This window comes from Pseudomonas protegens (genome assembly GCF_013407925.2).
Taxonomy (GTDB): domain Bacteria; phylum Pseudomonadota; class Gammaproteobacteria; order Pseudomonadales; family Pseudomonadaceae; genus Aquipseudomonas; species Aquipseudomonas fluorescens_AP.
The window spans coordinates 6392627-6406823 of the sequence record NZ_CP060201.1; the positions used below are offsets into that span (position 1 = coordinate 6392627).

Below are 14197 nucleotides of genomic sequence, written 5' to 3' on the forward strand. Positions count from 1 at the left end.
AGATCCAGTCTGGTCATCGGGTCTAGGTGTTCGGTGGCGAGGGAGTCGGGGGACTCGACGGCCAGGGCGGGCCCATGGCAGCGTCGAGTACAGCGTTCCCGTGGTCCGGGGAAGCCAGCAGGCTCCCCGGCCACGGCATTCTAGAGGCTCAGCGGTTGATCGGCGCGACAAAACGACTCTTGGCCACGGCGTAGACGCTTGGGTCATCGCTGTCGGCGACCTTGAAGCTGATGGCCTGGGAGCTGCTTTGCGCACGGTCCTGGGTCATGGCCACCGAGACCGGCAGGTCGGTGATTTCCCCGGGGGCCAGGCTCAGTTCGGTCTTGCCCTGCAGTTCGAAGCCATCGCCGTCCACCAGGGCCAGGCGGTAGTTCTGCCGTTCCTGGGTCTTGTTGATGATCTTCAGGCTGTAGATGTTCTCGATCTGGCCCATGGCGTTCTCGCGGAACAGGCCACGGTCCTTGCTCACGTCCAGGGACACCATAGGCCGTTGCACCAGGGCCAGCACCAGGGCGCCGATCATCACCAGCAGCACCGCGCTGTAGCCCACCAGGCGCGGCCGCAGCAGGTGGGTCTTGCCCCCTTGCAGCTCGTGTTCGGAGGTGTAGGCGATCAGCCCCCGGGCATAGCCCATCTTGTCCATGATCGAGTCGCAGGCGTCGATGCACGCCGCGCAGCCGATGCACTCCATCTGCAGGCCGTCGCGGATGTCGATGCCGGTGGGGCAGACCTGCACGCACAGCTGGCAGTCGATGCAATCGCCCAGGCCGACATCGGCGGGCTTCACATCACGCTTGCGCGGGCCACGGCTTTCGCCGCGCACCGGGTTGTAGGAGATGGTCAGGGTGTCCTTGTCGAACATCACGCTCTGGAAGCGGGCATAGGGGCACATGTGCATGCACACCGCTTCGCGCAGCCAGCCGGCGTTGATATAGGTGGCCGCGGCGAAGAACAGCACCCAGAACAGGCTCAGGCCGCCGATCTGCAGGGTCAGCAGTTCGTGGGCCAGGGGGCGGATCGGGGTGAAGTAGCCGACGAAGGTCAGGCCGGTGAGCAGGCTGATGCCCAGCCACAGGGTGTGCTTCATGGCCCGGCGCGCCAGCTTGTTCAGGCCCCAGGGCGCGGCTTGCAGCTTGATGCGCTGGTTGCGCTCGCCCTCGGTGACCTTCTCGCACCACATGAACAGCCAGGTCCACGAGCTTTGCGGGCAGGTGTAGCCGCACCAGACCCGGCCGGCGAACACCGTGATGGCGAACAGGCCGAAGGCGCAGATGATCAGCAGCGCCGAGAGCAGAATGAAGTCCTGGGGCCAGAAGGTCGCGCCAAAAATGTGGAACTTGCTCTCGGCCAGGTCCCAGAGCACCGCCTGGCGGCCGCCCCAGTTCAACCACACCGTGCCGAAGAACAGCAGGAACAGAAAACCCGCGCCGGTCATGCGCAGGGTACGGAACAAACCGGTGAAGCTGCGGGTGTAAACGTGTTTGTCGGTGGTCTTCGACTTCATCTGTTTGGGTTGTGAAGGTTCGAAGGTCTCTACTAATCGGACGGGGATTCTTTCGCTCATGGTCGTTCGCTCATCAGCCTCCATCAGGCCGCGCAACTATGACCACGGATCTGTTTGCATAACAGGCTCAGGTATTTGATAAAAAACCGTATCAGATGAGCTTTTCCGGGCCCCTGCGACAACTTGCTGCACCCCCTCCAGCACCCCCGGGGATAGCCGTCAGGGCCTCTGGCACAGGCCTGTGCCAGAGGCCCTGATCCAGGTCAGGCAAATCACCGAATCACCTTCGGTGGCGTGCAGATGACGCCGACCGCCGGCAGCGTCCGCCGGCGTAGCGGGGCCGCTGGCTATGCTTGGAGCTCCAGCGGCGGCCGATTGGCGGGCGGGTCGCCCTTGGGCGGCGCGGGGGTGGCGGGCGGTTCCTGCTCGGGCACTGGCGGATCGCTGGGGGGCAGGGGCGGCTGGTCGAGGTTCGGGTCGGGGGTTTCTGCCGGGATCGGGATATTCATCGCTATGGCCTCCTTTGTGCTTGTCGATGCACGGGCTCTTGCGGTGGACCCTGCCCGGGCGGAATTGATTCCCGTCGCCTGGCCGAGCAATCGCGCTGAACTTTCACCGCGGCCTGTGGCTCGGACACTAGGTGCACGGATTCACCGGGGGCTGCCGGCTCCACAACCAGAGCGTCTTGGACGTGTAAGAGGGGTGATGCTCGATGACTGCAGAGAAACCGACAGAACAGCACGACCAGCCGTCGCCGCTGCCCTTGTCCCAGGCCTTGCTGCTGCCGCGGATCGCCATCGAGAACACCCGTCCGGTGCTCGATGGCGGGCAGTTCGCGGTCAAGGCCGTGGCGGGGCAGGAGGTCGAGGTGACGTGCAAGGTCTTCACCGACGGCCACGATCAACTGGCGGTGCGCCTGCGCTGGCGCAACGAGTGCCAGGACCGTTGGTACAGCCAGGCTCTGGAGGATCAGGGCAACGACGCCTGGCTGGGGCGTTTCCCGGTGCCGGCCGTGGGCCGCTACCGCTTCTGCATCGAAGCCTGGATCGATCAGTTCGCCAGCTTCTGTCACGAACTGCAGAAAAAGCACCAGGCCGGGGTGCCGGTGAGCCTGGAACTGCAGGAGGGGCGCAATCAGGTGCAACAGGCCGCCGAACGCAGCGAGGGGGCGTTGCGCGAGCAATTGCTGGCGTTGCGGCAGCAACTGGCCGGCTTGCTGGAGGCCGAGCAGGTGGCGTTGTTTCTCGCTGAGCACAGCGCCCGGCTGATGGCCGAGGCCGATCACCGTCCCTACCTGAGCCTGAGCCTCGAGTACCCGGTGGATGTGGAGCGCGAGCGCGCGCAATTTGCCAGCTGGTACGAGCTGTTTCCCCGCTCGATCACCGATGATCCCCAGCGCCACGGCACCTTCGACGATGTCCATGGGCGGCTGTCGATGATCCATGACATGGGCTTCGACGTGCTGTACTTCCCGCCGATCCATCCCATCGGCCGCCGCCACCGCAAGGGCCGCAACAACTCGTTGACGGCGGCCCCGGACGACCCCGGCAGCCCATACGCGATTGGCAGCGAGGAGGGTGGCCACGAGGCCATCCATCCGCAACTGGGCAGCCTGGAGGACTTTCGCCGGCTGGTGGCCGCCGCCGCCGACCACGGTCTGGAAATCGCCCTGGACTTCGCCATCCAGTGTTCCCAGGACCACCCCTGGCTGACCCAGCATCCGGGCTGGTTCAACTGGCGCCCGGACGGCACCATCAAATACGCCGAGAACCCGCCGAAGAAGTACCAGGACATCGTCAATGTCGACTTCTATGCCGCCGAAGCCATCCCCAGCCTGTGGCTGGAATTGCGCGACATCGTCCTCGGCTGGGTCGAGGAGGGGGTCAAGCTGTTTCGCGTGGACAACCCCCACACCAAGCCGCTGCCGTTCTGGCAGTGGCTGATCGCCGAGGTGCGCGGCCGGCACCCGGAGGTGATCTTCCTCGCCGAAGCCTTCACCACCCCGGCGATGATGGCGCGCCTGGGCAAGATCGGTTACTCCCAGAGCTACACCTACTTCACCTGGCGCAACACCAAGAGCGAACTGGCCAGCTACTTCAGCGAGCTCAACCAGTCGCCGTGGCGCGAGTGTTTCCGGCCGAACTTCTTCGTCAACACCCCGGACATCAACCCGGCGTTTCTGCATGACTCGGGGCGCCCGGGGTTTCTGATCCGCGCGGTGCTGGCCAGCATGGGCTCGGGGCTGTGGGGCCTGTACTCCGGGTTTGAACTGTGTGAATCGGCACCGTTGCCGGGCAAGGAGGAATACCTGGATTCGGAGAAATACCAGATCCGCCCCCGGGACTTCAGCGCCCCGGGCAACATCATTGCCGAGATCGCCCAGCTCAACCGCATCCGCCGGCAGAACCCGGCGCTGCACAGTCACCTGGGGCTCAAGCTGTACAACGCCTGGAACGACCAGATCCTGTATTTCGGCAAGCGCAGCAGCGACGGCGGCAACTTCGTGCTGGTGGCGGTCAGCCTCGATCCGTTCAACCCGCAGGAGGCCCATTTCGAGCTGCCGCTGTGGGAAATGAGCCTGCCCGACGACGCCCCGACCCAGGGTGAAGACCTGATGAACGGCCACCGCTGGACCTGGTACGGCAAGACCCAGTTCATGCGCCTGGAACCGGCGCAACCCTTCGGCATCTGGCGCATCAGCCCCCTGTAGGAGCCGGCTTGCCGGCGAAGAGGCCCCTGAGCCTTGCGCCGGGCTGGCCGACGCCTTCGCTGGCAAGCCAGCGCCTGCGGTGGTCGTGGCGCATCGCCGGGTGCGCCGGTACGAATTGATTTTTTTCAGGAGTCCGACATGGCCAAGAAACCCCGCTCAGCGACCTTTATCAAGGACCCGCTCTGGTACAAGGACGCGGTGATCTATCAGGTGCATGTGAAGTCGTTTTTCGATTCCAACAACGACGGAATCGGCGATTTTCCGGGGCTGATCGCCAAGCTCGACTACATCAAGGACCTGGGGGTCAACACCCTCTGGCTGTTGCCGTTCTACCCCTCGCCGCGGCGCGACGATGGCTACGACATCGCCGAATACCGCGGGGTCAGCCCCGACTACGGCACCCTGGCCGACGTCCGGCGCTTTATCGCCGAGGCCCACAAGCGCGAGCTGCGTGTGATCAGCGAGCTGGTGATCAACCACACCTCGGACCAGCACCCCTGGTTCCAGCGGGCGCGCAAGGCCAAACCGGGCTCGGCGGCGCGCAATTTCTATGTATGGTCCGACGACGACCAGAAATACGCCGGCACCCGGATCATCTTCCTCGATACCGAAACGTCCAACTGGACCTGGGACCCGGTGGCCGGCCAGTACTTCTGGCACCGCTTCTATTCCCACCAGCCGGACCTCAACTTCGACAACCCCCAGGTGATGAAGGCGGTGCTCTCGGTGATGCGCTACTGGCTGGACATGGGCATCGACGGCCTGCGCCTGGACGCCATTCCCTACCTGATCGAGCGCGATGGCACCCACAACGAGAACCTGCCCGAGACCCACGACGTGCTCAAGCGCATTCGCGCCGAGATCGACGCCCACTACCCGGACCGCATGCTCCTGGCCGAGGCCAACCAGTGGCCGGAAGACACCCAGCTGTACTTTGGTCAGTCAACCAATGGCGCCGACGGCGACGAGTGCCACATGGCCTTCCACTTCCCGCTGATGCCGCGCATGTACATGGCCCTGGCCCAGGAGGATCGCTTCCCGATCAGCGATATCCTGCGCCAGACCCCGGAGATCCCGACCCACTGCCAGTGGGCGATCTTTCTGCGCAACCACGATGAGCTGACCCTGGAAATGGTCACCGACAAGGAGCGCGACTACCTGTGGAACTACTACGCCGCCGACCGCCGGGCGCGGATCAACCTGGGCATTCGTCGGCGCCTGGCGCCGCTGATGGAACGCGACCGGCGGCGCATCGAGCTGCTCAACAGCCTGCTGCTGTCGATGCCCGGCACCCCGACCCTGTATTACGGCGACGAGATCGGCATGGGCGACAACATCTACCTGGGGGACCGTGATGGCGTGCGCACGCCGATGCAGTGGTCCATCGACCGCAATGGCGGTTTTTCCCGGGCCGACCCGGCCCGCCTGGTGCTGCCGCCGATCATGGACCCGCTGTATGGCTATCAGTCGGTCAATGTCGAGACCCAGTCCGGCGACCCTCACTCCCTGCTCAACTGGACCCGGCGCATGCTGGCGGTGCGCAAGCAATCCAAGGCTTTTGGCCGCGGCAGCCTGAAGATGCTGTCGCCGAGCAACCGGCGGATCCTGGCCTACACCCGGGAATACACCGACGCCGACGGCCATCAGGAAATCATCCTGTGCGTGGCCAACGTCTCGCGCAGTGCCCAGGCCGCGGAACTGGACCTGTCGGCCTTCGCCGGCAGGGTCCCGGTGGAAATGCTCGGCGGCAATGCTTTCCCGCCCATCGGCCAGTTGCACTTTCTGCTGACCCTGGCGCCCTACGGTTTCTACTGGTTCGTCCTGGCCGCCGAGCAGCAGATGCCCAGCTGGCACGTGGAACCGGCGCAGAGCCTGCCGGACTTTCGCACCCTGGTCCTGAAAAAGCGCCTCGAAGAATTGCTCGAAGCGCCGTCGCGCACCACCTTGGAGCACGAGGTGCTGCCCCTCTGGCTGCCCAAGCGCCGCTGGTTCGCCGGCAAGGACAGCGCCCTGCAAGCGCCGCATATCGCCTATGCCGTGCGCTTTGGTGATCCTCGGCATCCGGTGCTGCTCAGCGAGATCGAGGTCAGCCGCGACGGCCAGTCCGAGCGCTATCAGTTGCCTTTCGGCCTGCTCGGCGAAGAACCGTCCGGCAGTGCCTTGGCCCAGCAACTGGCGATGGCCCGGGTGCGTCGCGGGCGCCAGGTCGGGCTGATCACCGATGCCTTCGTTCTCGACAGTTTCGTGCGCGACGTGCTCCAGGCCCTGCAGGCCCGTACCCGGCTGGAGTGCGAGGCCGGGCAGATCCGCTTCGAGGGCAGCCCGGCCCTGGACGGGCTGGGCCCGGGGGCCGAGTCCGAGGTGCGCTACCTGTCGGCGGAGCAGTCCAACAGTTCGGTGGTGGTCGGCGGCAGGCTGGTGCTCAAGCTGCTGCGCCGGGTGTCCGCCGGGGTGCACCCGGAACTGGAAATGGGCGCCTTCCTCACCGCCGCGGGCTTTGCCCATATCTCGCCCCTGCTGGGTGCGGTGCTGCGTCGCGATGCCCAGGGCGAGGACCACCTGCTGATGATCGCCCAGGGCTACCTGAGCAATCAGGGCGACGCCTGGGAGTGGACGCAGAACACGCTGCAACGGGCCATCCACGATGAGCTGGCGGACGCCATGTCCGAGCAGGAGCAGCATTACAACGCCCTTGGCGAACTGCGCGAGTTCGCCGGGCTGCTGGGCCAGCGCCTGGGCGAAATGCACCGGTTGCTGGCGGCCCCGGGCAGCGGCCCGGACTTTGCACCGCAAGTGAGCACCCGCAAGGACACCCAGGCCTGGAATCGGCAGGTGGCCGGGCAACTGGAACGGGGGTTGCAGTTGCTCAAGCAGCATCAAGGCCAACTGAGCACACAGGACCGACAATGGGTGAGTCGATTGTTGCAGCACAAGGCGCAGATCCTCGGTCATATCCAGCAACTGGCCAATCAGCTGGTGGGTGGCCTGCGCATCCGGGTTCACGGCGATCTGCACCTGGGCCAGGTGCTGGTGGTCCAGGGCGATGCCTACCTGATCGACTTCGAGGGCGAGCCGGCGCGGTCCCTGGCCGAGCGCCGGGGCAAGCACAGCCCGTACAAGGACGTCAGCGGGGTGCTACGTTCCTTCGACTATGCCGCGGCCATGGCCCGCGAGGCGCCGGTGGTCGATGGGTCGCCTGCGGCCGTGGCGGCGCGGGAGCGGGTGCTGCGGCGTTACCTCGACCAAGCGCGGCAGGCCTTTGTCCAGGCGTATCGGCTGGCGACGGCTACGCTTGCCCATGGCTGGCAGGAACCCGGCGCCGCTGACGCCGCCCTGGCCCTGTTCAGCCTGGAGAAGGCCGCCTATGAGTTGGCCTATGAAGCGCAAAACCGACCGACCTGGTTGCACGTGCCCTTGCACGGCCTGGTGCGGTTGTTGAGTGAGCTGCAAGCTTTTTCCGAACTTGAGCGTGGTGGAGAGCAGTCATGAGTGTCTCGAACAAGGAACAGGGAAAGCCCACAGCGGCATTGCTGCCCCCGGCCAAGGCCATCGACGCCCTGGTACGGGCGGAACATCACGACCCGTTCGCCATTCTCGGTCCCCACGGGGACGGCGCGGGCGGCCAGTTCATCCGCGCCTTTGTGCCCGGGGCGCTGAGCGTGCAGGTGCTGGACCGGGACCAGCAGCAGGTGCTGGGCAGCCTGCAGGCCGCCGAGGCGCCGGGGCTGTTTGTCGGGCATTTCGACACCTGCCAGGCCTATCTTTTGCGGGTGCAGTGGGCCGGAGGCGAACAGATCAGCGAGGACCCCTACAGCTTCGGCCCGTTGCTGGGGGACATGGATCTGTACCTGTTCGCAGAAGGCAATCACCGCGATCTGAGTGCTTGCCTGGGCGCCCAGGTGACTTGCATCGACGGCGTCGCCGGGGTGCGCTTCGCGGTCTGGGCGCCCAATGCCCGGCGCGTCTCGGTGGTCGGGGATTTCAATGTCTGGGACGGGCGCCGCCACCCGATGCGCCTGCGTCATCCGTCCGGGGTCTGGGAACTGTTCATCCCGCGGTTGCAGCCCGGCGAGGCCTACAAGTACGAGATTCTCGGGCCCCAGGGCATCCTGCCGCTCAAGGCCGATCCCATGGCCCTGGCCACGCAACTGCCGCCGGATACCGCCTCGCGGGTCGCCGAACCGCTGGATTTCAACTGGCAGGACCAGGCGTGGATGGCGCAACGCGGCCAGTTGCAGCGGCCCGACGCGGCGCTGTCGATCTACGAGCTGCACGCCGGCTCCTGGCAGTGCGAGGTGGACGACCTGGGGGAGGTGGCCCGCCAGTACAGCTGGGCCGAACTGGCCGAGCGCCTGATTCCCTACGTCAAGGACCTGGGCTTCACCCATATCGAACTGATGCCGATCATGGAGCATCCCTTTGGCGGCTCCTGGGGCTACCAGCCGCTGTCGCAGTTCGCCCCCAGCGCCCGCTATGGCAGCCCGCGGGATTTTGCCGCCTTTGTCGATGCCTGCCACCGGGCCCAGCTCGGGGTGATCCTCGATTGGGTGCCGGCGCATTTTCCCACCGACGCCCACGGCCTGGCGCAGTTCGACGGCACCGCGCTGTATGAATACGGCAACCCCCTGGAAGGCTTCCATCAGGACTGGGACACCCTGATCTACAACCTCGGGCGCACCGAAGTGCACGGTTTCATGCTGGCTTCGGCGCTGCACTGGCTCAAGCATTTCCATGTCGACGGCCTGCGGGTGGACGCCGTGGCCTCGATGCTCTATCGCGACTATTCGCGCAAGGCCGGGCAATGGGTGCCCAACCGCCATGGCGGTCGCGAGAACCTGGAGGCCATCGACTTTCTGCGCCACCTCAACGACGTGGTGGCCCTGGAAGCCCCGGGTGCCCTGGTGATCGCCGAGGAGTCCACCGCCTGGCCCGGGGTCAGCCGACCCACCGACCAGGGCGGCCTGGGCTTTGCCTACAAATGGAACATGGGCTGGATGCACGATTCGTTGCACTACATCCAGCAGGACCCGGTGTACCGCGGCCATCACCACAACGAGCTGAGTTTCGGCCTGGTGTACGCCTGGTCCGAACGCTTCATCCTGCCGATCTCCCATGACGAGGTGGTGCACGGCAAGCATTCGCTGATCGACAAGATGCCCGGGGACCGCTGGCAGAAGTTCGCCAACCTGCGGGCCTACCTGAGCTTCATGTGGACCCATCCGGGCAAGAAGCTGCTGTTCATGGGCTGCGAGTTCGGCCAGTGGCGCGAGTGGAACCACGATCAGCAACTGGACTGGTACCTGCTGCAGTACCCCGAGCACCGCGGGGTGCAAAAGCTGGTGAGCGACCTCAACCAGCTGTATCGCCAGTACCCGGCGCTGCATGACCAGGACGACGTGCCCCAGGGCTTCCAATGGCTGATTGGCGATGACGCGATCAACAGCGTGTATGCCTGGCTGCGCTGGAGCCGCAGCGGCGAGCCGTTGCTGGTGGTGGCCAACTTCACCCCGGTGCCGCGCCCGGCCTACCGGGTCGGCGTGCCCCTGGCCGGGCGCTGGAGCGAACTGCTCAACAGCGATTCGCAGCTGTATGCCGGGTCCAACTACGGCAACGGCGGCGAGGCCTTCAGCCAGGAGCAGGGCAGCCATGGCCAGGCCCTGTCCCTGGTGCTCAACCTGCCGCCCCTGGCGGTGCTGGTGCTGCGCCCCGACAGCGGCGATATCCCTTAGTCGTCGGCTTGCCGTGCGCTGAGCCTGCTGCGGCCACGGCGCAGGCCCTCGCTGGCCGGCCCGCGGCCCCGGCTAGAGGTGCACTTCCACCGCCAGGGGCAGGTGGTCGGAGAGGTGGGTCCAGGGTTTGTTGCCGAGGATCTGCGGTCGATGGCTGCTGGCGTTGCGCAGGTAGATGCGGTCCAGGCGCAGCAATGGCCAGCGCGCCGGGTAGGTCTTGGCTGGACGCCCGTGATGGCGCTCGAAGGCTTCGTGCAGGTCGTCCCGTCGCCCCAGGGTGGCGTTGCCGTGCATCTGCCAGTCGTTGAAGTCGCCGGCGATGATCACCGGCGCCTCGGCGGGCAGGGATTCGAGCAACTGGCACAGCAGGGCCAACTGCTGTTGCCGGTGGCTTTCCAGCAGGCTCAGGTGCACGCAGATGGCATGCACTTCGGCGTGGCCCGGCACCTCCAGTACGCAGTGCAGCAGGCCCCGGCGCTCGGGGCCGGTGATCGAGACGTCAAGGTTGCGGTACTGGCGGATGGGGAATTTCGACAGCAGGGCATTGCCGTGGTGGCCGTCGGGGTACACCGCATTGCGCCCGTAGGCGTAGTCGCTCCACATGCTGTCGGCGAGAAACTCGTATTGCGACTGCTCGGGCCAGTTGTGCAGGCGTGAGGCGTGGCGCTCATGCTCCCCCAGCACTTCCTGCAGAAACACCAGATCGGCGCGGGTGCTGCGCACCGCCTCGCGCAGCTCCGGAAGAATGAAACGCCGATTGAGGGCGGTGAAGCCCTTGTGAGTGTTGACGGTCAGCACCCGCAGGCGCTGGATGCTCGGCGGGTCGGGCTGAAGGGGGCGATCGCTGCTCACGCGGGCTCCTGTGAATCCGTGGCGGTTACTGATGGGACTGACGGCAGGCGCTCGCGTTCAGCTGAATGTGCAACGGCCCCGGTCTACATCAGGATGATCTCGTAGGGCAGGCGCATGCGCTCCAGCAGCACCGGCGACAGCGAAGGCTGCAGGCCGATCTCCGGCTCGCCCTGCAGCTGGCTGGCGTAGGCGTGGGCGGCATGCCGCTTGCGGGCCACGGTCCAGGTGTCCAGGCGCAGTTTGCGCGCCCGTTGCCAGGGGATCTGGTGCTCCTCCCGGGGCGACCAGTGCCAGGCCCACAGCGGAATTTCGTAAAAGCGCGCGCCGACCTGGGCCGCGGCCTTGGCGGTCGCCCGGCCGACCGCCTCGTGATCGAGGTTGCCGTCGGCGCGCCAGGTGCTGAACACCACATCGCTGTCGCGCAGGTAGCGGCTGATGAAAGGCACCAGTTGCTGCTCGCGCTCGCTCAGGGCGTTGTCGGCAAAGCCGCCGCGAATCCACTTCAGGCTGTGCAGCGGCAAGCCCAGGCGCCGCAGGGCCTCGGCGCTTTCCTGGGGGCGGAAGACACTGAGGCGGCGCTTGGGCCAGCGTTCCGAACCCGGGTGGCTGGCGCTGCCGTCGCTGATGGAGATCAACTGCAAGGGGTGGCCGTGGTGGGCCAGCACTTGCAGCAGTCCGCCGCTGGCGACCACCTCGTCACCGGGATGGGGGGCGACGATCACCGCCCGTGAGCCCGGTGGAACCAGATTGCTCAGGTTGATGGCCGGGACATCGGCCAGTTGGCGGGCGCTGTTCCATATCTGGCTGGGCCAGCTGTTGTCTACTGCGGGTATGGCTTTCATGGGGTATCACGTCCTTGTTTGCCGGGGCGCGGCTCGGGTGGCTGAACAGCCGTCGAGTGGCGCCCCTGGGTTCGCCGCACGCTGATTCCATGGCATCCGCCTCAGCGTGAAGTACCGGTGTGGCCAACCTTTGGCCCTCCGTGAGCCGAGCGCAATCATACTCAGCTCAAGGCCGCCGACACAGGGGATCCATGTGAATTTGTCGACGGCGGCCCGTTTCTCAGGGTAGTCGGATTTTCTCGCCGGGCCCGAGCTTCTGACGAACACCCGGCAAGCCTGGGCGCGGATCACTCCTGGTGTTCGTGTTGCAGCTCGAACAGCAGCAGGGAACGCCCGGTCACCGAGTACTCGTGGCCGAAGGCGAAGCGCTCCTGGCCGCGCACCGCCGGCTGGTGGGTGTCGAGCATGCAGCTCCAGAACTCGCCGGCCGGCACCTCGGGCAGGCGGAAATTGACGATGTCGTGATGGGCGTTGACCACCAGCAGCACCGTGGCGTCGGCCCCGGGGCGCAGGATCCCGGTTTCCTGGGCGCGGCCGTCCAGCAGCATGCCCAGGCAGCGGCCGTGGGGGTCTTGCCATTGTTCGGTGCTCATCTCGTTGCCGTCCGGGGCCAGCCAGGTGACGTCCTTGACCCCGAGGTCCTCGTTGTAGCTACCCACCAGGAAGCGTCCGCGACGCAGGATCGGGTAGTTCAGGCGCAGTTTGATCAGGCGCTTGACGAACTTGAGCAGCGCCTTGCCGTCGGCGTCCAGCGCCCAGTTGACCCAGCCGATCTCGCTGTCCTGGCAGTAGGCGTTGTTGTTGCCGTGCTGGGTGCGGGCGAATTCGTCGCCGGCCACCAGCATCGGCGTGCCCTGGGCCAGCAGCAGGGTGGCGAAGAAGTTGCGCATCTGGCGCAAGCGCAGGGCGTTGATCTCGGGGTCGTCGGTGGGGCCTTCGACGCCGTGGTTCCAGGACAGGTTGTTGTCGCTGCCGTCCTGGTTGTTCTCGTCGTTGGCCTGGTTGTGCTTGTCGTTGTAGGACACCAGGTCGCGCAGGGTGAAACCGTCGTGGGCGGTGACGAAGTTGACCGAAGCGTAGGGGCGGCGGCCGCGCTGGTTGAACATCTCGCCGGAGGCGGTCATGCGCCCGGCAAAGTCCGCCAGCTGGCCGTCGTCGCCTTTCCAGAAGGCGCGCACGGTGTCGCGAAAACGATCGTTCCATTCCACCCAGCCCGGCGGAAAGCGCCCCACCTGGTAGCCGCCGGGGCCGCAGTCCCAGGGTTCGGCGATCAGCTTCACCTGGCGCAGCACCGGGTCTTGGCGGCAGGCCACGAGGAAGCTGTGGCGCTCGTCGAAACCATCGTGGTAACGGCCGAGGATGGTCGCCAGGTCGAAGCGGAAACCGTCCACGTGCATCTCCGTGGCCCAGTAGCGCAGGGAGTCGGTGACCATCTGCAGCACGCACGGATGGCTCAGGTCCAGGGTGTTGCCGGTGCCGGAATCGTTGATGTAGAAGCGCTTGTCGTCGGGCATCAGGCGGTAGTAGGAGGCGTTGTCGATGCCGCGCATGGACAGGGTCGGGCCTTGCTCGTTGCCTTCGGCGGTGTGGTTGTAGACCACGTCCAGCAGCACCTCCAGCCCGGCCTCGTGCAGGTGCGCGACCATTTCCTTGAATTCGGCGATCTTGCCGCTGGCCAGGTAGCGCGGGTCCGGGGCGAAGAAGGCGATGCTGTTGTAGCCCCAGTAGTTGGTCATGCCCTTGTGCAGCAGGTGCTGATCGTTGACGAAGGCGTGGATCGGCAGCAGCTCCACCGACGACACCCCCAGCTTGCGGATGTGCTCCAGCACGTCGTCGACCATCAGCCCGGCAAAGCTGCCCCGCAGGTGCTCCGGCACCGCCGGATGGCGCATGGTGAAGCCGCGCACATGAGTCTCGTAGATGATGGTCTTGTCCCAGGGCACCTTGATCTGCTGGTCGTGGCCCCAGGTGTGGGCCGGATCGATGACCTTGCACTTGGGCACGAAGGGCGCGCTGTCGCGCTCATCGAAACTCAGGTCGGCGTCCGGGTGACCGATGGTGTAGCCGAACAGCGCCTCGGACCATTTCAGTTCCCCCACCAACTGCTTGGCATAAGGGTCGATCAGCAGTTTGTTGGGGTTGAAGCGATGGCCGTTGACCGGGTCGTAGGGGCCGTGCACCCGGTAGCCGTAGATCAGCCCCGGGTGGGCATCGGGCAGGTAGCCGTGGAAGATCTCATCGGTGTATTCGGGAAGTTCGATGCGCTCCAGTTCCACTTCGCCGGCGGCGTCGAACAGGCACAGTTCGACCCGTGTGGCATTGGCCGAGAACAGCGCGAAGTTCACCCCCAGGCCATCCCAGGTGGCGCCCAGGGGGAAGGGCAGGCCTTCACGGATGCGCGAGGCTTCGTGCTCGGGAGTCTGCTTGGATCGGCTCATGGTTGCTCCTGCAGGTCTGATGAAAGGGGCTGATACCCGTGCTCCCGCGACTTTTTCCGGGCGCAGGAACCCCGGGTGGCGCCCACACGCGCCACGGTTCGACGGCGATCAACGGGTGGGGA

Annotated in this window: 8 protein-coding genes; 3 read left to right on the forward strand and 5 right to left on the reverse strand. The window is 65.9% G+C overall.

Features of this window, described 5'->3' with window-relative positions; translation table 11 throughout:
- Positions 1 to 148: 148 nt before the first annotated feature.
- Positions 149 to 1564 carry a cytochrome c oxidase accessory protein CcoG gene (gene ccoG / locus GGI48_RS29490; RefSeq protein ID WP_047304572.1) on the reverse strand — a complete coding sequence of 472 codons (1416 nt, stop codon included), beginning with the start codon at positions 1562 to 1564 and terminating at the stop codon, positions 149 to 151.
- Positions 1565 to 1851: 287 nt separating this feature from the next.
- Complete coding sequence (locus GGI48_RS29495; protein ID WP_179601488.1) at positions 1852 to 2013, reverse strand: hypothetical protein; 162 nt, start codon at positions 2011 to 2013, stop codon at positions 1852 to 1854.
- Between the two features lie 203 nt (positions 2014 to 2216).
- Here GGI48_RS29495 and GGI48_RS29500 point away from each other — a divergent pair, with 203 nt between their 5' ends.
- From GGI48_RS29500 to glgB, 3 genes are all read left to right on the forward strand, one after another.
- On the forward strand, positions 2217 to 4214 hold the full coding sequence (locus GGI48_RS29500; RefSeq protein ID WP_179601490.1) for an alpha-1,4-glucan--maltose-1-phosphate maltosyltransferase: 1998 nt from the start codon (positions 2217 to 2219) through the stop codon (positions 4212 to 4214).
- A gap of 138 nt (positions 4215 to 4352) precedes the next feature.
- Complete coding sequence (gene treS, locus GGI48_RS29505; RefSeq protein ID WP_179601492.1) at positions 4353 to 7703, forward strand: maltose alpha-D-glucosyltransferase; 3351 nt, start codon at positions 4353 to 4355, stop codon at positions 7701 to 7703.
- Positions 7700 to 9943 carry a 1,4-alpha-glucan branching protein GlgB gene (gene glgB / locus GGI48_RS29510; protein WP_179601494.1) on the forward strand — a complete coding sequence of 748 codons (2244 nt, stop codon included), beginning with the start codon at positions 7700 to 7702 and terminating at the stop codon, positions 9941 to 9943. Before treS ends, glgB begins: the two co-directional genes overlap by 4 nt.
- Before the next feature lie 72 nt (positions 9944 to 10015).
- Here the strand turns inward: glgB and GGI48_RS29515 are convergent, their stop codons facing one another.
- The 3 genes from GGI48_RS29515 to glgX all read right to left on the reverse strand — a co-directional run bounded on the left by GGI48_RS29515 (position 10016) and on the right by glgX (position 14075).
- Positions 10016 to 10795: an endonuclease/exonuclease/phosphatase family protein gene (locus tag GGI48_RS29515; RefSeq protein WP_047304568.1), complete on the reverse strand. Its 780-nt coding sequence runs from the start codon at positions 10793 to 10795 to the stop codon at positions 10016 to 10018.
- Between the two features lie 83 nt (positions 10796 to 10878).
- On the reverse strand, positions 10879 to 11637 hold the full coding sequence (locus GGI48_RS29520) for a PIG-L deacetylase family protein (protein ID WP_016965830.1): 759 nt from the start codon (positions 11635 to 11637) through the stop codon (positions 10879 to 10881).
- 287 nt (positions 11638 to 11924) lie between these two features.
- Entirely contained in the window at positions 11925 to 14075 is a 2151-nt protein-coding gene (glgX, locus tag GGI48_RS29525; RefSeq protein WP_047304567.1) for a glycogen debranching protein GlgX, read from the reverse strand.
- Between the last annotated feature and the right edge of the window lie 122 nt (positions 14076 to 14197).